This window comes from Paenibacillus sp. NPDC058367 (genome assembly GCF_042723305.1).
GTDB lineage: Bacteria > Bacillota > Bacilli > Paenibacillales > Paenibacillaceae > Paenibacillus_AQ.
Window position 1 is genome coordinate 386,147 of sequence record NZ_JBHXIZ010000003.1, and the last position, 22,259, is coordinate 408,405.

Here is a 22,259-nt window from a genome sequence, read left to right on the forward strand (position 1 = left end):
ACTTGCATGGAACGCCGAATTAAGCCATTCCAATCCTCATTAGCCTTTAACAGCACCAACGGTAAGTCCTTTGATAAAATACTTTTGGAAGAAGGAGTAAACGAATACGATAGGACCGATCCCAATAACAGCCATTGCCATTCTTACTGTCTCTGTCGGCAGATTGATTTCTACACCTTGTGCAGCTAAGGCAGCCATCGCTTGAGGGCTTGCAGTCAGGAACTGAACGTTCAACATCGTCTTATACATTAGATATTGCAGATTGACATGCCCTTCGGGTGAAATAAAGATCAAGCTTAGATACCAGTCATTCCAATACGCCAAGGTTTGAAATAATCCCACTGTAGCTAGCACCGGTAACGACAAAGGCAGAATGATTTGAACGAAGATCCGAAACTCCGGTGCCCCGTCAATTTTAGCGGATTCAACTAGTGCCGGCGGGATTGTGTTTGCAAAAAAGGTTCGTAAAATGATGACAAAGAATGCTGAAACCAGCAGTGGCATAATCAGAATCCATAGCGTATCTTTCAAATGCATCATTTGAGTATAAACTAGATACCAGGGCACTAAGCCTCCATTAAACAACAGTGTAAAAAATATAAAGAACGAAAAGAAATTACGATGTGGAAAATCCCCACGCGAGATAGGATAGGCATACATTGCCATAATTACGAGACTCAGAATCGTTCCAACCACCGTCACAAATAAGGAAACGGCAGCCGCATCTATGATTTGCCAATAATCTTTTAACAGAAATTCATATGACGAGATATCCCACTTGTTCGGGAAAAAGCTGTAGCCGTGCTGCACAACCGATTGTTCATCTGAGAACGATACGATAATCACGAGGATCAGTGGGACCACACAAATCGCCGTATAGATCCAGAAGAATATATTAATTAACAAATTGGAGATATTAGAAATTTCATTGGGTTGTCTTTGCCGTTTAGCTCTCTTTCCTGTACGACCCGACGGCCCGATTGCAGTTTCTGTCTGGCTCAACACGCCCACCTCCCTCTAAAATAACGCATCATCTTTACTTATTCGTCGTACTGCTAGATTTGCTAAGAATATCAGTAGAAATCCTACAATAGATTGAACGAGACCCGCGGCAGAGGACATCCCAATATCACCAATCGCCAGGAAGGTCTGATATACATAGGTGTCGATAACTTGCGTAGTGGAGTATAATGCTCCTGCGTTTCTAGTCACCTGAAAGAACAATCCGAAGTCTGCGTTAAAAATCCTACCAATCTGCAGTAGCGTCATTACGATGATAACCGGACTGATCAGCGGCAGCGTGATTTTACGAATCTGCTTCCATTTAGAAGCACCGTCAATCAGCGCAGCCTCATAATATTCGTGATCTATGCCGATGATCGCAGCCATATAAATGATCGTCGTATAGCCAATCTCTTTCCACAGCTTTACTATCACTAGAATCCCCGGCCAATATTGCGACTGCGAATACCATTCAATTGGATCAACCCCAAAGAACGGAAGCAGTGTCTTGTTCATGAACCCGTGCTCAGCACTTAGAAAGCCGTATACTAAATAACTGACGACGACCCATGAGAGAAAATATGGGAGAAACATCGCACTCTGATGGAATTTCGATAGCCATCTGCTGCGCATTTCGTTAAACATAATCGCAAAAGCCAGTGAAAAAAATAGTGTAAGTACAATAAACGCAGTGTTGTACAATAGGGTATTTCTTGTAATGATCCACGCCGTCTCTGTCGAGAATAAATATTTGAAGTTCGAGAACCCGACCCAATCACTGCCTAGAATGCCCTTCTGGTAATTGATATCCTTAAAAGCAATTACCGTCCCTAACATCGGTATGTAGTTATTGATGATCAGAATAATAATGGCTGGGAGCATCATCAAATAGAACACCCAATATTTCTTCATCACTCTCAGAAAATTCGGCACTCTCCCCCTGCCACGTTTTTTTACTTCTGATAAGCTGACGGAAGGATTCGTCACACTCATGTTCTGTTCCCCCATTTCCCCATCATCCTAATCTAGAGCCTTTTTCACGCTTGCTTGGCTATCGCCTTGCACTTCCTTCTTACACTCTAATTAAAACATATGATAAATTTTGGGAGTATAGGGGGCATATTATATTTCTATAAAAAAAGAGATGATTATCCTTAATAACTAAGGATAATCATCTCTACTGTTTAAAATCATTAAATTGGTTATAACTTATGTACCTTTATCACAGCCGCAGGCTGGTCAATAATCCCTTCTTTCCCCTAAGGAGTCCCCACAACCGCAGGAGTGGGACGACCCCATACCCACAACGAAGTGTGGTGAGGGAGAAGGCATGGAGAGGAAGTTTGGAACTGTAGGAGCGTAGCGTTCGCCTAAAAGCTTTCCTTGGAAAGCTACCTCGGAAGCATATGCTATCATTGGATTTCAACCGCGAGCAGCGGTTTCCAATCAAGAAATCCGAGGATAACAGCGACCGAAAGTCCAAACATTCCTCCGTAGTGACGCTTACCTCACCATGCTGAGTAACAGACATTCCTTGCAGTGACGCTAAACATCACCATACGCCGCCGACCTTATAACACTTCGGCCCGGCACCGGTCACGATACTCCTTAGGGGACATCCCCGTCTGCTTCTGAAATACCTTCGTGAAATAACGTCGTTCCTGATAACCGACTCCGGAGCCAATCACCGTAATGCTCTTATCACTGTTAGTAAGCATAAACTTGGCAGCTTCAATTCGCTGTTGTGTTACGTATTCCACGAAAGTCATTGCAAAACGGTTCTTAAACAAGAGGCAGAAGTAACTGCCACTGATGCCGATCTTATTCGCCACTTCCTCAATCCCGATATCTGAATGAAGATGTTCAGTGATGTATTGAGCGGCCAAGTTCATTAGCTGATCCGGCGTTTTTTTGCCATTGTCAACTTCAGGAATCTCCTGAAACAAAGGGATGCTATTATACAGTTTATTCTTAAACTGTTTACTACGGATATTAGCTCCGATCTCACGTACCTTATTGCCAAGCTCCTCATAATGTATCGGCTTACAAATGTATTCTTTTACCCCAAGCCGGATCGCTTCCCGTGCATAGTCAAATTCCTGATACCCGGTAAGAAGCAGTACCTCACTATCCAATCCCAATTCCCGCAGCTTTCCTACAAAAGTTAACCCGTCCATCACTGGCATACGAATGTCACTCAACACAAGATCGGGTTGCTCCTCTTCAGCAATGCGCAAGGCGTCCATACCGCTTCGCGCCATACCGACGACCTCCATCCCCATCTCCTGCCATGGCAACACTCTCTTCAGATTATTCAGAATTGGGGCTTCGTCATCTACCAATAATACTTTTAGCATAATGATCTTCCCCCTGCTCGTATTTAGGTATGACACATTGAATAATAGTACCATATCCTGGACTGGAACAAATAAATATTCCATATCTGTCACCGTATTCAATGCGGATGCGATCCGCTACACTGCGAATGCCAAGGCCTCTACGTTCAAGATTCATCCGGTTTTCCCGTTCAACTTCAACCTCTTGCTCCACAGGATCATTCACAATATATTGGAAAATAGACAACTGAGAGGGTGTAATTCCAATACCGTTATCTTCAATTCGTAAAATTAAGTCCCCTTGCTTCTCCCAAACTTTCACAGAAACTTGACCTTTGTAATCAATACCCTCAAATCCATGTTGAATGCTATTCTCTACAAGCGGTTGCAAAGTAAGCTTTAAAATGCCGCAACTCATCAATTCTTGTGGGATATCAATATCGTATTCAAATAAATCCTCAAATCTAAATTTTTGAATATCCAAATAATTGCGCAGATGTTTAATCTCTTCATCCAGTGTAATTTCTTCTCGATCCTGAATGCTAATACGTAAAATACTTGCCAGTCGGTAGACCATCTCACTGACTTTCTTGCCTTCATTCTGTATAGCCAGAACATTAATCGACTCTAACGTATTGAATAAAAAATGCGGTTTAATCTGAGCCTGTAGAACACGCATCTCGGCTTGATTCTTGCGACGCTGTTCCAAATGGATTCTGTTAAACAACCGGTTAATTTTATCCATAAGATCATTAAAGCCTTTACCAAGAAGCGTTAACTCATCATTCCCCTTCACTTCTACCCGCGAAGTCAGATCTCCATCCTCAACACGTCGCATAAAACGAACAATTACGGCGATTGCACCAGTAATGCGATTCATAAAGAATAGATTGAAGATCACTGCTGCCAAAAAGCAAAGGAAGATAACCCCAACAAACCAGCGTGCAAATACTGTAACTTCTCGAGATAAAGAGTCCCATGAGGTTACAGACACTAGACTCCAAGGATAATCTTTCAAATGATACATGGAGAGAATACTTTTCTCCCCGTTATACTCTGTTTTAAAACTCTGAAACCCTTTTTTGAAGGTAATCTCTTTATTCGCGAATGACTGAATATCCTGCCCATCCAGCTTTTGATCTGGGTCAAATAGAATCATTCCGTCATCATTTACTAGCATAAACGAAACATCCTGATTACTATCCCCAATTTTTAAATTGCGAAATATCGATTCGAGCTCCCAATTTTTGATCTGTACAACAAGGATACCTATGTTCTGAAAGAAGCTCAGTTCCTTCACGAGTCGAATTTGTGTAAACACAGGTTCAGTTCCTGTAAGTTCGGGATACTCATGAGGAGCCAGCCATTTTGGCACGCCATTCAAATCCATTACTTCCTGGTACAAATCACTTTTTTTGAAAGTATCATAGGGTAGCGTTCGGAAATTTTCCTTATTAAAAAGCGACACGATTTCAGAGTTACCTCTACCGTTAAAATTGTATAAAAAAGCATAGCTAATCGATGGATGGTTAAACAACAGACTACGGAAATTGCGCTGGCTTGCATTCAAATTGAGTTGCTCAGCATCAGTCAAATCTTGATTAGAAGGATCTTCTGCGCTAAGTGCCATATGAAAAACCGAGGTAGCAATTCCGTTGTCTGTAACGTTATCCATATCTTTTAACACATTTGAAATACTATAACTAATTGCTTTGAGTGAGTATTCCGACTGTTGACTGTACTTCTTCTCAATAGAGTTATAAGTCACGAAAAACATAAGCATGCCTAGAATAAATAAGGGAATGATTATCAGGCCCAAAAATGCCGTAAATAATTTATAGCGCAAATTCATCGGCTAGTGCTCCTGACTGAGAAAAAAGTTATCCTTTTACGCCACCCGCAGTTACGCCTTCAATAATTTTTTCCTGTAAAATCGCATAAATCACAATTACTGGCAGAACGCTGAAAACGATACCCGCTGACATTTGTGCATAGTTCATCTGATATTGATCACGGAATTGAACCATACCCACTGGGAGCGTACGTAGTTCATCATTTGATAGGAAGTAGTTTGCCAGCAAGAATTCGTTCCAATTGCCCAGGAAATTAACAATGAATACAGTAACCATGGCAGGTACGGTTAGAGGTACAATAATTTTAGCAAAGATACCTGGTGCCTTCAACCCATCCATGACCGCTGCCTCTTCAATTTCTCTAGGCAACGAGCGCATAAATGCAGCCAATATAATTATCGTAAACGGAATTGCATTCGCGATATAAGGGATAATCAATGCCCAGTGCGTATTCAGAATTCCCATCTTACGTACAATCGTATAAATAGGAAGCATCAATGCGTTGTTTGGAATGAGCATTCCCACCATAACTAAGGTGAACAAAATCGTATTCCATTTGCCTTGGCGCATCCGAGTAACTGCAAAAGCAAACATAGACGCTAGAATGATAGATACTACAGAAGCCAATATGGAAATGTACAAACTGTTAAAAAAGTAGGTGCTGATCTTGGCATTTACCCAAGCTTCAACGTAGTTATTGAAGACGAACTCCTTTGGAATCCCAAAAGGGTTAAGTGCTATTGCATTGTTATCCTTTTTCACAGAGGAGAATAACACGAACAGGAAAGGAAATAGAATAACAAGTAGATAGGACAATAGTGCGACGTGTGGCAGACTTTTTTTCAGGGCGCGTGGCATCAGTATTCAATCCTTTCTGTGCGTCGGGCTATCAGCAGCTGATAAATAGCTGTAACCACCAATGTAAATACAAAGATCAGGACTGCAATGGCATTACCGTACCCGTACTTAAAGTTAGTGATAGCATATTTAATCATGTAAGTTGCCATTACATCGGTTGAACCAGCAGGTCCACCCTTAGTCATTACAATGACGATATCCGCCGCTTTCATTGCTCCAGCAATGGACAACATGATTACAACAGAAATGATCGGAACAATTAAAGGAAGCGTGATACGTGTAGCACGTTGGAATCCAGTTGCGCCATCAATGGCAGCTGCTTCATCCAATTCACCTGGTATCGACAGAATAGCTGCAAGTACCATTACAATGTAGAATCCGGTCCATTGCCAAGCATTCGTGATCAGGATCGATAACATTGCGAATCTTTCATCCGACAGCCAGTAAAGTGGATCAATACCAACTAAGCCTAGAACCTTATTTAAAAGTCCAATGTTGGGCTCATAAATGAAGCCCCATAGAATACCGATAACTGCTGTAGACATAATAGAAGGCATGAAGACCGCTGTCTTATACAAGCCTTTTAGCTTCTTTACATTCGATATCAATAACGAGAAGAATATGATTAACGGTACCTGTACAAAACAGGAGAAAAGAATGAAGAAACCGTTATTTTTGACAGATATCCAGAATCGTTCGTCTCCTAATGCCTTCTCAAAATTACTGATTCCGGCAGACTTGACTGTGTCAGATACCCCATTCCAGCTAGTAAAGCTGTAATAGATTGAACTAAAGATGGGATAGATGAAGAACATCGTGAACAAGATCAGTGCTGGAAGAATAAAAAGGAAAAATACCAATGGATTTCTTAGTGCTTTATTCATGACTACCTCCGGTTGCTTTGACATCTGGCGAACAATGAATGTTTAGAGCTTTGCAAACACATAATTTCTTTGAGTTTAAAAATGTACCCTGGTTCTGGCACCAGGGTACATTCAATTTGCAGCTACTTATTCAACTGCTGCGTTTGCTTCTTCTTGTACCTTCTGTAAAGCTTCGCCCATTTTCTCTGGAGTTGTCTGACCACCAATTAGCTTTTGAATTTGAATGTTACTGATTTCTGTAGTTACATCAGCTTGAACAAGTGAGTCAAATGCTGGGAACGAAGATTGTGAGTTATTAAGTACACCTACGATTTCGCTCATCAGATCATCCGTAATATTTTCATTCAGCACGTTTTGATCAATCTTCATTGCTGGCAATACGCCATCTTCAACAAGACCACGTAATTGCATTTCTTCGTTAAACAAGTTTTTGATGAAAGATTTCACAGCAGCCAATTGACGTGGATCTTTCTCAGCAGAAGCAGAGAAACCGTAGCCATTGTTTACATCACGCATCAATGCAGTTTGGTCACCTACGCCACCATCAACTGGAGGAATATTGAAGAATCCAACTTTACCGATCAAACCTTCGCCAGATTGTCCTTCTTTAAATACGGAAGATTTCCAAGTACCATCATACAAGAGGATTGCTTCACTACTAGTGAATTGTGTTGTATATTCAGCATACTCGAAACCAAGTTCGCCTTTTTTGAAGTATCCTTTGTCAACCCATTCTTTGTACTTCGCAAAACCTTTTACAACGTTTGGATCAGTCCATTTAGCTTCGCCTGTTGCAAACTTAGCGGTTACATCTGGACCTGCATAACGTGACCACAAGTGGTTAGCTAGCATAAGTGGTACCCACCCAGCCTTAGATGCACCAGCCAAAGGTACTTTTCCGTCAGCCTTGATGTCAGCCAATTGTTGTTCCAATTCAGCAAATGTTGTTGGAGCTTTCCAACCCTTGCTATTGTAGTATTCTTTGTTGTAGAAGAACCCTTCACCAGATCCACCGATAGGCAATCCGTAAATTTTTCCTTCATAAGTGAAAGGATCAAGATTTGAGAATTTATCCTTAATTCCAAGTTCCTCTAGGATTGGAGTCAGATCGAGTAATTTACCTTCTTTAGCATAGATCTTAGAGTCAGGGCTTCCGAAAAGATCGAAGATCTCTGGTGGATTACCTGCAGCCATTTCACCACGTAATTTTTCTTTACGGTTTACATCTGAATCTACTCCATCAAGCTTAAAGGTCAGACCCGGTACATCGCCTTCTACCTTTTTCACTACTTCTTGCAGAATAGCTAAACGTTTCTGTTTGTCGGCACCGATTTGAGTGTGACGAATCGTCATTTCGAACGGCTCGCTACTAACCGGTTCTTCTGTTGCTGGAGCATTTGTAGCATCCGCTGAATTCGTCGCGGTAGCGTTTCCATCTCCTTTGTTAGAAGATGCATTGTTGTTGCCTCCGCAACCTGCCAGTAAAGCTGATGATACAAAAATCAGGGACAATAGCAAAGTCATACCTTTTTTCATTTCTTGTGACCCCCCATATAATGTTGTGCTTTACACTTCTTATTATAGAAAACAGATTCCATTCTCGTAAGGTTAAGATTCATCCACTATAGGGATAAAAATCTCTAATGAAAGCGGAATCAACTACACAATATGTAATATAATATAACTTTACTTCAGTAATGATTACGATTAATAGCTATATAGCGTGATTTAACCATACATATACTTTGAAAATAATCATAAATACTCAATGCAATGATACAATATATATCATAACGTATTTCCAAGTCGTTAATTAACAGCAGTAAATATACCATTTTTTTAAAGCGAAAATACAAAATTACCCCTTTAAATGACATCAGACGTCCCTCATAACAAAAAAAGCCGTTCCTTCAGCAGTAAATCACTGAAGGAACGGCTCCACTTAATGTAGGTAAGAATTATACCAACGCTGTCTGATTACGACCTTCTTCGACTAAGCGGTACGCCCGCTGAACTTCTTCATCCGTAGGGGATGGCACTCCATCCAATTCATAAGCCTTGCCGAGCATTTCCCATTTATAGATACCCATTTGATGATAAGGTAAGATTTCAAATTTCTCAACGCCATTTAAGGTTCCAATATAACGACCTAGATTGATAAGGTCCTCTTCACGGTCATGAATGCCTGGAACATATACATGTCTAATCCACATCTTACGGTTATGATCTGACAGCCAACGTGCAAGCTTCAAGGTCCGATCATTAGATTTACCAGTTAACTTAATGTGTGCTTCTTCATCAATATGCTTCAAATCGAGCATCACCAAGTCTGTAACATCCAATAAGTCATTAATCTTGTCACCTTCGTTATAACCATTACTATCTAATGTGGTGTGCAGATTCCAACGCTTCTTAACTTCCGTAAATAACTGTTTTACAAATTGTGCCTGCAAAGTTGGTTCTCCGCCGGATACAGTTAATCCACCACCGGATGAACGATAGTAGTTTAAATATGGCTCGATCTCCGAAAGCACTTCTTCTAGAGTCATTTCCTTACCTTCATCTAAAGCCCAAGTATCAGGGTTATGGCAATACTGGCATTTCAGCAAGCACCCTTGCATAAATAAGACAAATCGAATACCAGGTCCGTCAACGGTTCCAAAGGTTTCCAAGGAGTGTATGCGACCTTTAATCATAGGATGTCATCCTTTCTCCAGGACTGACTAACAGTCCATCTTTCACGAAGAAGAATCCCTGCCCTTAAGACTGTGTTCTCCTTAATCGCGACCGTAAAATTTAAAATTTTAATGATTCTTGAACAAGATATTACCGCCCTTGAAACAAGAGCGGTAATTCCTTGCAAATATTTTAGTGCATATCTCAATGAAAGATCTTTATAAATATAAACAAATTACATTGAACCGTGGAAAGTACGGTTAATTACGTCCATTTGTTGTTCGCGAGTCAACTTGATGAAGTTAACTGCATAACCGGATACACGGATGGTCAATTGTGGATAGTTCTCTGGGTGATCCATAGCGTCCATCAGCTGTTCACGGTTAAATACGTTAACGTTCAAATGCTGAGCGTTATTATGGAAGTATCCGTCCATCATGTGTACCAGGTTAGACTTACAGGATTCATCGTCTTTACCTAGTGCCTTAGGTACGATAGAGAACGTATTGGAGATACCATCTTGTGCATCGGAGTAAGGCAGTTTGGCTACAGAGTTCAGCGAAGCCAGAGCACCTTTCTTGTCGCGTCCGTGCATTGGGTTAGCACCTGGTGCGAATGGTTCGCCTTTTTTACGTCCGTCAGGTGTTGTACCTGTCTTCTTACCGTACACTACATTCGAAGTAATGGTCAATACCGATTGAGTCGGTACAGCATCACGATATGTTTTGTGTTTACGGATCATAGACATGAAGGTTTCAACCAATTCTACTGCGATGTTGTCTACAGCATCGTCATTGTTACCGTAGCAAGGGAATTCGCCTTCAGTTTCGAAGTCAATTGCAATACCTTGTTCGTTACGGATTGGTTTAACCTTCGCGTATTTAATCGCACTCAGTGAGTCTGCTGCAACGGACAGACCAGCGATACCGCAAGCCATTGTACGCAGAATGTCGCGATCATGCAGTGCCATTTCGATACGTTCGTAAGAATATTTGTCATGCATATAGTGAATGATGTTCAAAGTGTTAACATAAGTCTTAGCCAACCACTCCATCATCGGTTTGAAGCGTTTCATTACTTCGTCATAATCTAGATATTCAGAAGTGATAGCTGGGAATTCCGGTCCAACTTGTGCTCCGGATTTTTCGTCTTTACCACCATTAATAGCATACAGTAAAGCTTTTGCCAGGTTGGCACGAGCGCCGAAGAACTGCATTTGTTTACCGATACGCATTGGAGATACGCAGCAAGCAATCGCATAATCTTCACCCCAGTATGGACGCATTAGATCGTCATTTTCATACTGAATTGCACTAGTTTCGATAGAAACCTTAGCACAATATTTTTTGAAGCCTTCAGGCAATCTTTCGGACCAAAGTACAGTTAAGTTTGGTTCCGGAGCTGGACCCAAGTTGTACAGGGTGTTCAGGAAACGGAAGCTGTTCTTGGTAACACGAGTGGTTCCATCTTCAGCCATACCACCGATGGATTCAGTTACCCAAGTAGGGTCGCCGGAGAACAGGTCATTATAGTCAGGTGTACGCAAGAATTTCACGATACGCAGTTTCATTACGAAATGATCGACAATTTCTTGTACTTGTTCTTCAGTCAAAGTACCTTCTTCAATGTCGCGTTCTGCATAAATGTCTAGGAAGGAAGAAACACGTCCCAGGGACATCGCTGCACCATTTTGTTCTTTAACTGCTGCCAGATATCCAAAGTATACCCATTGAGTAGCTTCTTTGAAGTTCATCGCCGGTTTGGAAATATCCATGCCGTGAGCAGCTGCCATTTCTTTCAATTCGCCCAGTGCACGAATTTGCTCGGACAGTTCTTCACGTAAACGAATTACTTCTTCTGTCATGGAATCAACTTCAAGCTCAGCTAGTTGTTGCTTTTTGTCTTTAATCAAGAAATCAATACCGTACAGAGCTATGCGGCGGTAGTCGCCGATAATACGTCCACGGCCGTAAGCATCAGGAAGACCTGTGATAACGCCGGATTTACGCACTGCTCTCATGTCTGGTGTATATGCATCAAATACGCCTTGGTTATGCGTTTTGCGAATGTTCGTGAACATGTCAACGATGTTTTGTGGAAGCTCGAAGCCATAAGCCTTCGTAGCATCAACCATCATCTTGATCCCGCCGAATGGTTGGATGGAACGTCTGAAAGGAGCGTCAGTCTGCACGCCTACAATTTGTTCCTTGTCCTTGTCAATGTAGCCTGGAGCATGTGAAGTGATTGTGGAGACAGTATCTAGGGAAACATCCCATACGCCGCCTCTTTCTCTTTCTTCCTTGCTCAGTTGGGAAATAATCTTCCACAGTTCAGTTGTGTTACTAGTAGGACCTACGAGGAACTCTTCGTTACCTTCATAAGGCTTAATGTTACTAGCGATAAAGTTGTTAACGTCAACTTTCTTGGACCATTTACCTTTTGTAAAACTTCTCCAACCGGATTTCACTTCATTTACTTCTTTTTCAATCACCGACATGCTAAATCCCTCCATCTATATTTATTATATTTGTAGAGATCGCGGGCTTGAAGGTTGATCCCGTGTCTCGTGATCCCCAAAAGATGTGGTTGTTCCAAATTTCACAATCAACATTTCATATGTGGGACCGTTGTTTATATAAACATTCTAGTTTATTTTCTATAAAAACACTGTGACAAATATCACCTTTCGAGTGATATTTGTCACCTTTATCTAAGTCCACAACTATCCTATTCTCTATTTAACCATTTATTAATTATCAAATCTTCCGTAGAACGCATTACGGTATACATCAGCAAGCTCAGAAACCAGTGGCAGCTTAGGATTGGCAGTTGTACATTGATCTTCAAACGCACGGTCAGCCAAGTAATCTACGCGGGATTCGAAGTCCTTAGGATCAAAGCCCAGTTGTTGGAACGATTCTTCGATGCCCAATTTTTTATTCATATCGCGAATAGCATTGATCAGGCTAGTTACACCTTCTTCAGTTGTGCGAGCTGGCAATCCCAGAATACGGGCAATTTCAGCATAACGCTCATCAGCTACGAAGTGCGAATATTTAGGGAACGAAGCGAACTTCGTAGGTTTTTTAGCATTGTAACGGATAACGTGTGGCATAAGGATCGCGTTAGTACGACCATGAGCAGTGTGGTACTGTCCGCCCCATTTATGCGCCAAACTGTGATTAATACCCAAGAATGCATTGGCAAAGGCCATACCAGCAAGTGTTGATGCGTTATGCATTTTCTCACGTGCTACTCTGTCGCCTTCCAGCGCCGATTTTTCAAGGTATTGGAATACCAGTTGGATCGCTTTAATAGCTAGACCATCAGTATAGTCACTCGCCATAACAGATACATAAGCTTCGATAGCATGTGTCAATACGTCCATACCTGTATCAGCAACAGCAGTTTTTGGCAAGCTGTATACGAACTCTGGATCAATGATAGCCACATCTGGAGTTAACTCGTAGTCAGCCAAAGGATATTTAGTGTGCTGTTCAGTTGTTTTATCGGTAATAACTGCGAAAGATGTTACTTCCGAACCTGTACCCGAAGTAGTTGGAATCGCTACAAATTTAGCTTTGTTACCAAGTTTAGGGAATTTGTATACCCGTTTACGGATATCCATGAATTTTTGTTTCAGACCATTAAAGTCTGCGTCTGGATGTTCATAGAATAACCACATTCCTTTTGCAGCATCCATTGGCGAACCGCCGCCAAGTGCGATAATGCAGTCCGGTTGGAATCTGTTCATCATTGCAGTACCTTTTTCAACTGTAGTTGTCGATGGATCTGGTTCAACTTCAGAGAACACTTCGATAGCGACAGGAGTTTGGCGTTGACGCAGGTAATGTTCAACTCTCTCAACATATCCGAGCTTAACCATCATTGGGTCAGTGATAATTGCGACACGTGTGATATCAGGCATTTTGGTCAGGTACTGAGTAGCGCCTTTTTCGAAATAGATCTTGTCAGGTACTTTAAACCATTGCATATTCACGGTACGACGATTCACCCTTTTCACGTTGATCAAATTGATTGCTGTAACGTTTTGCGACACGGAGTTACGACCATAAGATCCGCAGCCCAGAGTCAACGAAGGGATATTAGTGTTATAGATATCGCCGATCGCACCATGTGTGGAAGGCGAGTTAACGAGAATACGTCCTGTTTGCAGACGGTTAGAGAACTTCATGATTACTTCTTCATTGTTGGAGTGGATAGCCGAGCTATGTCCCATACCACCAAATTCAACAATTTGAGCTGCGCGTTCGATACCTTGATCTGCATTCTTAACTTTGTAGCAAGCAAGAACCGGGCTTAATTTTTCAGCGGAAAGTGGATATTTAGTGCCTACACCTTCAAGTTCTGCTACCAGAATCTTTGTGCCGGCAGGGACTTGAATGCCACACATTTCAGCAATCTTCACTGCGGATTGACCTACGATTGCTGGGTTAACCGCACATTTATCTACGTTCATTGCTCCACTAGTCAGTTTGGCAGCTTCTTCTTTATTCACAAAGTAGCAGCCATTAGCAATCATCTTTTTCTTCACTTGATCGAAGATTGGTTCTTCGATAATAACAGCTTGCTCGGAAGCACAGATCATACCATTATCAAATGTTTTAGAAAGAATGATGTCCGTTACGGCTTGATCAATATCCGCGCTCTTTTCAATGAAAGCAGGTACGTTACCAGGGCCTACGCCAAGTGCTGGTTTACCACAGCTGTAAGCTGCTTTTACCATTGCAGAACCACCAGTTGCTAAGATAAGAGCAACGTCTGGGTTGTTCATCAATGCGTTTGTCTTGTCCATTGTTGGCATTTCAATCCATTGGATACAGTTCTCAGGAGCGCCAGCTTTCACGGCAGCATCATGAAGAATTTTTGCAGCAGCTGCACTACACTCTTGCGCAGATGGGTGGAAACCGAATATAATAGGGTTCCGTGTCTTAATCGAAATCAACGCTTTAAACATCGTGGTGGATGTAGGGTTGGTTACCGGTGTGATACCCATAACAATTCCGACGGGTTCAGCAATTTTTTGGAAGCTATCATAAGCGTTGTCTTCAATAACGCCTACTGTTTTATCGTATTTAATTCCGTGCCAGATATATTCAGTTGAGAAGATGTTCTTCGTAATTTTGTCTTCGTATACGCCGCGTCCAGTTTCTTCTACGGCCAATTTTGCGAGGTACATATGTTTGTCGAGTCCAGCCAACGCCATTGCATGAACGATTGTGTCAACTTGCTCTTGGTCTAGCGCCATGAACGCCTCATGCGCTTTTTTTGCTTTATCCACTAAATTCTGAATATACTCTTCAGCGGTAACTTGTTTAACTTGGGCGGCGACTTCGTTCTTAACTGCCATCTCCCTCGTCCTCCTGTCAATTTTTAGTTGTTTTTCTCTACACATTTATCTTATCACATGATTTCCACCTTGTATAGTGAAATCTTTCACAAAGTATAAAGTTTTTTTGATTTGTTTTCAAAGCGCTTTCATTCGATCATATTATAGTCTTTTTACCATATTATGTGCTATAAAACCCTTTAAATCTTAGAATTATACTTTAATAAGCAAAATTTCAGCTCCTTTTTATTCCATATATCTAAAATCAGTACACAAAAATGTATTCTCTTCATCACAGTCAATTACGATTTCTCTACACTGTAATAATTTCCAAATGATTATCACTATTTCTGAAGATTTATAAATTTATAAATCTTCACAACAAAAAACCGACCCCAAAGGGGCCGGTTTTTGCATTAGACTATTCCGCTTTAATCGTATCAAAGAATTTCTCTTGCACTGTTTTAGCTGCTGCTTCTAACTGGCTCTTGGAATCCGTTCCTTTTTTGGAGAACAGCTCTTGAATAACATTGGACATGGTTGCGTAATAGTCCTGTGTGTTGTATTGAGCTTCAGGTTTACCATCCAAAAGTCCCATAATGTCAGGGCTATATTGGTATACATTTGTGTACTTGTCATAAACCGCTTTGGTCTTCTTACCAAACTCAGAATCAGCTGAGTAGTAGTCTAAGAGCGGCGGGATAAAGTATTTGCCATCGGTTGTACGTTGTTGAAGAATTGCATCCAGTGCTTCCAAACCTTTGTCAGAGAAATAATCAAAAGTAATGTAGCGGAATGCCATTTCTTGTTCATCTGGCGTAGCATTTGGATTGATTACTAGATAGTCACCACCAAGTACCCCTGTGTGTTTTCCGCCTTTTTCCATAGCTGGCATAGGATACGTAAGCACATCCTCAGGTTTCAGTCCACCTTGGTTCAATGCTTGCTCGATAACGCCATCAGATCCGGCCATTACCATTGCTGTACGACTTTGTTGGAACGCACCTACAGCATCGCCCCAACCAAGTGCCCAGTCCTGAGGAATCGCGTTAGCTTCCCATCTAAGTTTCTTGTAGAAATCCAGTGCTTTAACGCCAGCATCGGAATTAAATGTAGCTATAACCTTACCGCCTTCAATCTTTTGAATCTCTCCGCCAGCTTCAAACAGGAAGTTGGTCCAGTTCCAACCTGATTCGTTCCCCTTACCCATTGGAGCAATACCGGAAATACCTTTTTTGGCATCAGCTACACCTTTAGCCGTATTCAGCATATCATCCCAAGTCCAATCCATAGGTGGAATGGCTACGCCTTTTTCATCCAGCATTTTTTTGTTGATCATAGTGGTTGTTACATAACCTTTTTGTGTTACTCCGAAAACTTTGCCGTCGATAATAAATTGATTTTGAAGCACGGTGTTAATTTGATCTTTAAATTCATATTTGTTCCACAGATCTGTGATGTCAGCAACCCAGCCCTTTTCAACCAGGAATTTAGCTTCTGTAGCAAAAGTATTAAAGAAGGTTGGTGCTTCATTCGCAGCCATTTTGATTCCTATTTCACTTACATTGTACTGCCAGTCGTCTTTAACGATTTCTACGTTCGGATATACCTCTTGGAAACGTTTGATTTTGTCGTCTTCCTGTGCTCTTATTTCAGTCAGGTCAGGTGTTGGATAGTGAATCTTGATCGTCACTTTTCTTTGAGTAATGTCATCCACTGGTGCATCCGTAGCGGTTGCTGTATTATCCGTTACCGCATTTGTTGGCGCAGCAGATGCTTCCCCGCCTTTGTTCCCCGCTGTGTTTCCGTTATTGTTGCCGCTGCAAGCAGATAGCAACGATCCGGCTACAAGTACGCTTAGTAGAACGCTAGAGTACTTACGCATTGAAACTCCCCTTTTCAATTCATAATTATCTTACATATCGATCATAAATTAGAAACCGTTTACAAACGAGGTGCATTTATATTCCTTTCATGTGCATGTTTACGATCCGTGGATAAATCCGTCGATAATTGCTTATCCTTTCACTGCCGACAAAGCAACCCCACGCATAATGAATTTCTGGAAAATCAAGAAGACAATGATTGGAGGCAAGGATACTATAAACAGGATTGCAAATTTAATATTAGTATTGAGTGCCTTCACATTAATAACGTATTTATAAATGGCTGTCGCAAGCGTATATTTCTCTTCACTGTGCATAACCAGAGATGGCCAGAACCAGTCATTCCATGCAGTAGAAAAGATAAAGATCGCTAATGTAGCAAAAATCGGAATGGATAGTGGCACGGCAATGGAGAAAAAGCTTCTCGGCTCAGAGGCCCCATCAATTCGTGCTGCTTCAAAGATTTCTGGATGAATCCCGTCAAAAAAGTTCTTTAACAATAGAAAGTAGAACGTGTTCGCTCCCGCTGGCAACCAGAAGGCCGCGTACTGATTTAGCAATCCAAGCTCCTTCAAATTGACAAAGTTCGGGATCATGTAACTGGTCGCCGGAATAAACAATGTCATCAGGAAGAAGAAGTAAATAGCTCTTTTGTAAGGAACATTCATACGAGAAATACTAAAAGCTGACATTCCCAAAACTACAAGAGTCACGACCATATTCCCTAAAAAGATATAAATGGTGTTTCTAAGGAACATGGGTAGATCAATATAGTTCATCGCGTCTTTAAGATTACTGAAGTGCCATTCCTGAGGGAAAAAATGAGGCGGGAATGAATTCACCTCTTGATTCGACTTCAACCCGTTGAATAACGTCATACAAATCGGGTACAACATGCTAAAAACCATAACCAAAATAACTACGCACATCAAACCATAAACGATTTTATTACTTGTTTTTTTCAAATCGTGTTCTGAAAGAATTCCTCTATCTGCGCTCTTCATCTTAGTAGTCCTCCTTGTTAAGCTTGAACTGTAAAATGCCCAAACCACCTAGGACAATGAACATTAACATGCCAAGCGCAGTAGCTGTTCCATAATCGAGTCTTGTAAATGCATATTTCACGATCAACAGCGCATAGGTAAGCGTAGTATTATTTGGACCGCCATCAAGCAGCGCCATCTGTGACTGATACCCTTGTGAAGTACCAATAATTTGCAGGATCAGCATCAAAAAGATTAAATTACGCAGTGAAGGCAATGTGATGTACTTTATACGTGCCCATATACCTGCTCCATCAATCTCAGCGGCTTCATACCAATCTCTTGGAATGCTGAGTACAGCAGCTAAGTATATTAGCATCCCTGATCCGAACTGCTGCCATGTTTCCATAAACACAAGGGAAATCATCGACCATCTTGTATCTGTTAAGAAGGCAACCTGATCCACACCCATTGTGCCTAGTAACGCATTAATCGGGCCCACCGGATCATAAAGCCATCTCCACAGTCCATAGAGAACCACACCAGGCATTACGAAAGGAAGGTAAGCCGCTACACGTACAAAGCCCCCAAACTTTCTCAGCTCCGAGATCATGATAGCAAAAGCAATCGGAACCCAAAAACCGATAATAAGACATAGAAACATGTAATACCCAGTGTTCTTTAATGCGGTCAAAACATCTGGATCACTAAGTGCTCTACTGTAGTTCTCAAAGCCTACAAAGCTATTACCTTTCACAAAATCAACATGGTAGAAGCTGTACAGTAAGCCTTTAAAAATTGGAACCCACAAGAACATAATAAAAATAATTACGGCAGGTACGAGGAACATATATCCCCAAAAGTTTTTCTTCCAGCGGTTTTGCTTGTACGGTGTCCCCTTCAGCGTCGCCGGGTTTTCGGTTACTACTGCGGTTTGATTCATCAGGCTCCCTCATTCCATTGTTCTATCAGCATTTTTCGCAAAATGCTTCCTACCTTAAATTGTAGGAAATGAGGGTTGTACTGAACATGTCTATATCTACCGAAGTCATGAGTGTTTTTACTTCTTCAATTCACTGGGGCTAATCCCATAATATTTTTTAAAAATTTTACTAAAATGCTCGGGCGATTCATAACCCACACGTTCCGCAATTTCGTATCTGCGAAGATCGGTATTCAAAATCATCTCCCGACTTTCTTCCATCCTGAGCTTAATTACATATTCCCACAGGTTATAACCTGTATTTTTCTTAAATAGGTAGCTCAAATAATTGGGGCTAACATGATTCTTCTTAGCCACATCGTGAATAGTAAGTCCTTTTTGCGCATAGTTCTCGTCAATATATTCTTTTGCTTTTTGTACGATCAGATTGCTATGCGTATGAAGTTCTTCTACAGAAGGATCACTCGTGTAACTGTTCCAGTTGAAATCCCCATAATAGAACACGTAATGGTCACTATGCTCATTATTCCAGAGAATTGCATTAGAGGCCTGACGGTTCAACACGGCCATAAACGAAAGCCCCTTTAAAATCTGGCTAATGCCAATGACCACATTCAGATGTAAATACTTATGGATATTAAAATGAAGACTACGACCAAGTATATCTAGCCTGTTGATTTGGCCGGCAGAAGAATCCTCATAGCTTTTTTCATCCCATTGAATAATGATCGTAATTTCTCCATCTGGCGCATAAAAGGCTATCGAGTTCCATTCCTGATCCATTAATTCTTTGGCAATGTTCAGCGCAGCATAACAAAGAAGCCGTCTGTCCCGAATAGTATACTGCTTCTCCTGGTTTACTCCAGTCAGTGGTACCTTAAGTTTTAAGACGGAAAAATACGGCCCTTGTAGCTTCAGGTTATCCAGCTTCAGCAGGTTATCTCCTTCAGCTAGTACAACCCCAGGGTCAATGAGCAATTCGTTCAAGAGCTTGCTATATTCCGGCAGCGGCTCTTCCAGTCGAAAGCTTTCGTTAATTCCAGACATGAAGACATCTAGTTCTGGTGAGGGCTTCCCCATCTTAAGGAGTACATTTCGGACCGAATCCAAAAACTGCTCACTATTCAAAGGCTTGATTAAATAATCCTTTGCCCCGAGCCTAACAGCCATTTGAGCATATTGAAACGTCTCATGAGCAGAAATCACGATGGTCTGTACCCATGGTTTGGCTAGTTTGGCATGCTGCATCAAATCAATTCCACTCATCGCACCCATCTGTATGTCCGTAACGAGCAGATCAATTTCCTCCATACGTATACAGTCTAGTGCTTCAAATCCGCTATTAGCTGTATAGATATTAGAAATATCCAGCCCGGATGAAGCTAATAAATTGCTCAATCCTTTACAAATCAATGGTTCGTCATCCACAACCAATATATTGAACATATCTGCATGCTCCCCTTCCTTAGTCCTGATTCTCCGATTTCGGAAGCTTAACTGTTACTAGCGTTCCGCCTTCTGTACGAGGGGTATAGCTGATGCCATAATCAGAGCCAAAATGTAAATGAATACGCTGGTTAATATTGCGGATACCATAACCGCTAGTGGGATTGGGGCTTTCATCATTCAATACAGCTTCTATGGCTTCATAGTCAACAGACTTATAGCCGTTATCTTCAATAGAGATCCTAACGGTTTCATCCTCACACACTGCTGTGATGGTGATCTCACCATCCTCGCCCATATTTTTAACCCCATGAATAATAGCATTTTCTATTAATGGCTGCAGCGTGATTTTTGGAATTAGGTTGCTTTTCGTATCCGGGTGAATATTCATCACAACTTGAAATACATAATCATAACGGTGCTGCTGTAGCTTGATATAGGCCGTTGCATGCTCCAGCTCTTCTTCAAGGCTGATCAGCTCCCTTCCCCGACTAAGACTGATCTTCATTAATTTGGACAATTCCTTGATCATCTCGGCGGATTCGACATTTCCTTCTAAAGAGCTTTTCCAATAAATGCTCTCTAGGGTGTTGTAAAGCAAATGAGGGTTGATTTGTTGATATAGAAGTTGAAGCTGGGATTCCTTCTGTTTAAGCTCCATCTGATATTTGTATGTGATTAATCCGTTCAGCCTTCGGGCCATATCATAAGTAGAAGCAATCAGCACACTGACCTCATCGTTACTCCCCCTCCGTGGTGTCTCTGGAACTCGATTACCCGGCTCGTATTTTCGCACGAAAAAAGCCAGCTTTTGCAAAGGAGTCATTAATGAACGCCAGAAGTACGTAATCATAATTAGTCCAAATACTGCATAAGCCACGGTGATATATTGAATAACACTTTTCATTTCGTTCTGTTGCTGCAGTAGCGCCTTCACTGGAACTTTGTAGACCAGTTTTTGTCCAAGCGCATGGTTATTGTTAACCACATAGATAAAATCGGAGGTAATCACATCCACTGTACCTTCCAGATCCTCGGCAACAACCGTCTCCGGCAGCTCAATCACTTCTCCAGTATTATTCGTAGTGGAGGCGAGAACACGATTGTTTAAATCTGTTAAATAAATTTCGCCGTCAGGCAAAGAGATGGATTTGAGAGATTCTCCAATTTTAGAGTCCATTTTGGTGATGACCAAAACCCCTATAGTCTCCGCTTTTCTGGAAATGTTGTTTACAGCTCTCATGTAAGTAAGTGTCTTTAAATTCTCCGCTTGAGCGCTTAGCCTCTCCGTGAACTTCAGCGAGCCGCGTCCTTTCTTCTGAACAACCTCCTCAAACCAGTAAGGCTCTTCGGCTTTAGAAAAGAAATAAACTCCCGCCTTCTTAACCTGTGGAAAATTGGGAGCAAAAAAGTAATAATCATTCGGATCGTATATATAAAGGGAGTAATAGATGCCATCACCACGTTCAGCCCCCTGAGAGTAACTGACCAACAGCTTCTCTATTGTCTCATATCGTTTGACCCGCTCCAGTATGGTATCCGAGCCAGTCATATTCATTTGCTGAATCAGAGGATTTTGAATCACGGTGGTAGTGATTTTATTAACTGTATCGATATCCCGATTAATGATCGTAAAGTTCTGCTTGTTCAATTCCACATATGCATTCGTAACATGGCGCTTCAGTATTTGCTCTGCCTTCAAATTCCCATATATGTTCAAAAAGAAGATCGGAGAAATCATAATCAGAAATAGCAGGATGAGCTGCTGCTTGACGTTCAGCTTTCGAATCAATCTAATAAGCCTAGACAACACTATAGTCACACCTCCGGGTTAAATAACTATATCAAAGGGATAAACGCTTACATATGTTCATTTTAAAGTTTTTTATGGTCATTTGTATGTAGTTTTTTTCTGTTGTACGGATTTGAATGAGAGGGAATCATGGTGTCATTACGAGGAAACTTTGGACTTACGGCCGCTGTTGTCTCCAGATTTTCTGATTTATACCGCCACTGGCGGATAAAATCCGGAGACAAAGGCG

Annotated in this window: 15 protein-coding genes; all 15 read right to left on the bottom strand. The window is 41.4% G+C overall.

Annotation, left to right across the window (positions count from 1 at the left end; translation table 11 throughout):
• Window positions 1-39: 39 nt before the first annotated feature.
• The 15 genes from ACFWMP_RS18635 to ACFWMP_RS18705 all read right to left on the bottom strand — a co-directional run bounded on the left by ACFWMP_RS18635 (window position 40) and on the right by ACFWMP_RS18705 (window position 22,030).
• The gene (locus ACFWMP_RS18635) at window positions 40-1,002 is read right to left on the bottom strand and encodes a carbohydrate ABC transporter permease (protein WP_379424445.1); all 963 of its coding nucleotides are present in this window, start codon (window positions 1,000-1,002) and stop codon (window positions 40-42) included.
• A gap of 15 nt (window positions 1,003-1,017) precedes the next feature.
• Entirely contained in the window at window positions 1,018-2,010 is a 993-nt protein-coding gene (locus ACFWMP_RS18640) for an ABC transporter permease (RefSeq protein ID WP_379424446.1), read from the bottom strand.
• A gap of 563 nt (window positions 2,011-2,573) precedes the next feature.
• Window positions 2,574-3,359 carry a response regulator transcription factor gene (locus ACFWMP_RS18645; RefSeq protein ID WP_076284462.1) on the bottom strand — a complete coding sequence of 262 codons (786 nt, stop codon included), beginning with the start codon at window positions 3,357-3,359 and terminating at the stop codon, window positions 2,574-2,576.
• Entirely contained in the window at window positions 3,334-5,190 is a 1,857-nt protein-coding gene (locus tag ACFWMP_RS18650) for a cache domain-containing sensor histidine kinase (RefSeq protein WP_076284461.1), read from the bottom strand. The genes ACFWMP_RS18645 and ACFWMP_RS18650 overlap by 26 nt, the downstream gene beginning before the upstream one ends.
• Window positions 5,191-5,218: 28 nt before the next feature.
• On the bottom strand, window positions 5,219-6,049 hold the full coding sequence (locus ACFWMP_RS18655) for a carbohydrate ABC transporter permease (protein WP_042129876.1): 831 nt from the start codon (window positions 6,047-6,049) through the stop codon (window positions 5,219-5,221).
• Window positions 6,049-6,933 (bottom strand): carbohydrate ABC transporter permease, encoded by an 885-nt coding sequence (locus ACFWMP_RS18660; RefSeq protein WP_042190519.1) that lies wholly within the window; start codon window positions 6,931-6,933, stop codon window positions 6,049-6,051. Before ACFWMP_RS18660 ends, ACFWMP_RS18655 begins: the two co-directional genes overlap by 1 nt.
• 126 nt (window positions 6,934-7,059) lie before the next feature.
• Window positions 7,060-8,469 (bottom strand): extracellular solute-binding protein, encoded by a 1,410-nt coding sequence (locus tag ACFWMP_RS18665; protein ID WP_042190521.1) that lies wholly within the window; start codon window positions 8,467-8,469, stop codon window positions 7,060-7,062.
• Between the two features lie 422 nt (window positions 8,470-8,891).
• A complete protein-coding gene (gene pflA, locus ACFWMP_RS18670; RefSeq protein WP_379424447.1) occupies window positions 8,892-9,629 on the bottom strand; it encodes a pyruvate formate-lyase-activating protein in 738 nt (245 codons plus the stop codon).
• A gap of 215 nt (window positions 9,630-9,844) precedes the next feature.
• On the bottom strand, window positions 9,845-12,106 hold the full coding sequence (gene pflB / locus ACFWMP_RS18675; protein ID WP_042190525.1) for a formate C-acetyltransferase: 2,262 nt from the start codon (window positions 12,104-12,106) through the stop codon (window positions 9,845-9,847).
• Between the two features lie 252 nt (window positions 12,107-12,358).
• Entirely contained in the window at window positions 12,359-14,980 is a 2,622-nt protein-coding gene (gene adhE / locus ACFWMP_RS18680; protein WP_042129885.1) for a bifunctional acetaldehyde-CoA/alcohol dehydrogenase, read from the bottom strand.
• A 400-nt stretch (window positions 14,981-15,380) separates the two neighbouring features.
• The gene (locus ACFWMP_RS18685; protein WP_076300846.1) at window positions 15,381-16,844 is read right to left on the bottom strand and encodes an ABC transporter substrate-binding protein; all 1,464 of its coding nucleotides are present in this window, start codon (window positions 16,842-16,844) and stop codon (window positions 15,381-15,383) included.
• A gap of 132 nt (window positions 16,845-16,976) precedes the next feature.
• Window positions 16,977-17,849 carry a carbohydrate ABC transporter permease gene (locus ACFWMP_RS18690; RefSeq protein WP_042190530.1) on the bottom strand — a complete coding sequence of 291 codons (873 nt, stop codon included), beginning with the start codon at window positions 17,847-17,849 and terminating at the stop codon, window positions 16,977-16,979.
• 1 nt (window position 17,850) lies between these two features.
• A complete protein-coding gene (locus ACFWMP_RS18695) occupies window positions 17,851-18,771 on the bottom strand; it encodes a carbohydrate ABC transporter permease (RefSeq protein WP_042129891.1) in 921 nt (306 codons plus the stop codon).
• A gap of 117 nt (window positions 18,772-18,888) precedes the next feature.
• Window positions 18,889-20,217 carry a response regulator gene (locus ACFWMP_RS18700; RefSeq protein ID WP_042190532.1) on the bottom strand — a complete coding sequence of 443 codons (1,329 nt, stop codon included), beginning with the start codon at window positions 20,215-20,217 and terminating at the stop codon, window positions 18,889-18,891.
• A gap of 19 nt (window positions 20,218-20,236) precedes the next feature.
• Window positions 20,237-22,030, bottom strand: coding sequence for a cache domain-containing sensor histidine kinase (locus ACFWMP_RS18705; RefSeq protein WP_042190535.1), 1,794 nt, complete (start codon window positions 22,028-22,030; stop codon window positions 20,237-20,239).
• Between the last annotated feature and the right edge of the window lie 229 nt (window positions 22,031-22,259).